Annotated in this window: 1 protein-coding gene, 1 tRNA gene and 1 other RNA gene; 2 read left to right on the forward strand and 1 reads right to left on the reverse strand. The window is 67.0% G+C overall.

Annotation, left to right across the window (positions count from 1 at the left end):
• Positions 1–116: 116 nt before the first annotated feature.
• Positions 117–204, reverse strand: a tRNA-Ser gene (locus IJ15_RS0124005).
• A 95-nt stretch (positions 205–299) separates the two neighbouring features.
• Between IJ15_RS0124005 and ffs the strand changes: the two genes are divergently transcribed.
• Positions 300–394, forward strand: an RNA gene (ffs, locus tag IJ15_RS25810) — signal recognition particle sRNA small type.
• A gap of 43 nt (positions 395–437) precedes the next feature.
• A partial coding sequence (locus IJ15_RS0124010) for an aminotransferase class I/II-fold pyridoxal phosphate-dependent enzyme (protein ID WP_037136082.1) occupies positions 438–1430 on the forward strand: 993 nt, incomplete at its 3' end.

Consider the following 1430-nt stretch of genomic DNA (forward strand, 5'->3'; position numbering starts at 1 on the left):
GCGGTCACATCCGTGGTCGACCTGGTGGGACGTAGGTCCCTAGCCGGGGAAACGGCTCGTGGGCAGGGCCCGGAACGGGAGAAGCCCCCGGTGACTGAGTCACCGGGGGCTTCCCGTGGCGGAGGATAGGGGATTTGAACCCCTGAGGGCGTTAACCCAACCCGCGTTCCAGGCGAGCGCCATAGGCCACTAGGCGAATCCTCCGTTGGGGAGCATACCGGTTCGAGGGGTCGAAATGCCAAACGGGCCCCAGGGAGGGGTGCGTCACTACCCGCCCGGCGGATCTGGTTACACTCGTAGACGGATCCCGCGCGGCGCGCATCCTGTGAACTCCCCCAGGGCCGGAAGGCAGCAAGGGTCAACGGGCTCTGCCGGGTGCGCGGGGTCCCCTATCTCTTCCCGTCCCCGACCGGTCGCGTCGGTGAAAGGCCGCCCAGATGCCTGTGCAAACCCAAATCGGGTTGATGAGCGATGAAGAACTTCGCGCCGAACTCGAGCGTCAGAACGCGAAGTACGAGCAGCTCAAGGCGGAGAAGCTGAAGCTCGACCTCACCCGTGGCAAGCCGGCACCGGAACAGCTGGATCTGTCGAACGGTCTGCTCGCGCTTCCGGGTGACGGCGACTTCCGGGACGGCGACGGCACCGACTGCCGCAACTACGGCGGCCTGAACGGTCTGCCGGAACTGCGCGCGATCTTCGGTGAACTGCTCGGCATCCCGACGGCGAACCTCATGGCCGGCAACAACGCGAGCCTCGAGATCATGCACGACACCATCGTGTTCTCGCTGCTGCACGGCACCCCGGACTCCCCGCGCCCGTGGTCGCAGGAGCCGGTGATCAAGTTCCTGTGCCCCGCGCCCGGCTACGACCGGCATTTCGCGATCACCGAGTCCTACGGCATCGAGATGATCGCGATCCCGATGCGCGACGACGGCCCGGACATGGCGAAGGTCACCGAACTGGTGTCCTCCGATCCGCAGATCAAGGGCATCTGGTGCGTGCCCACGTACTCCAACCCGACCGGTGCGGTGTACTCCGAGGACGTCGCCCGTGCCCTGGCGTCGATGCCGGCGGCGGCCCCCGACTTCCGCATCTACTGGGACAACGCGTACGCCGTGCACCCGCTGGTCGAGGACTGCGCGCCCGCGCTCGACATCCTCGGCATGGCCGCGGCCAACCTGGCGTGGTACCAGCAGCACCTGGGCAAGAAGAGCATCGGCCCGGACAAGATCAACCAGCTGCGCCACCTGCGCTTCTTCGGCGACGCCGACGGAGTCCGCGCGCACATGGACAAGCACCGCGAGATCCTGGCGCCCAAGTTCGCGAAGGTCCTCGAGATCCTCGACGAGCGACTGGGGGCGACGAAGGTCGCGTCGTGGACCGAGCCCAAGGGCGGCTACTTCATCAGCCTCGACGTCGTCGACGGCACC

It is taken from the genome of Prescottella defluvii (assembly GCF_000738775.1).
Taxonomy (GTDB): domain Bacteria; phylum Actinomycetota; class Actinomycetes; order Mycobacteriales; family Mycobacteriaceae; genus Prescottella; species Prescottella defluvii.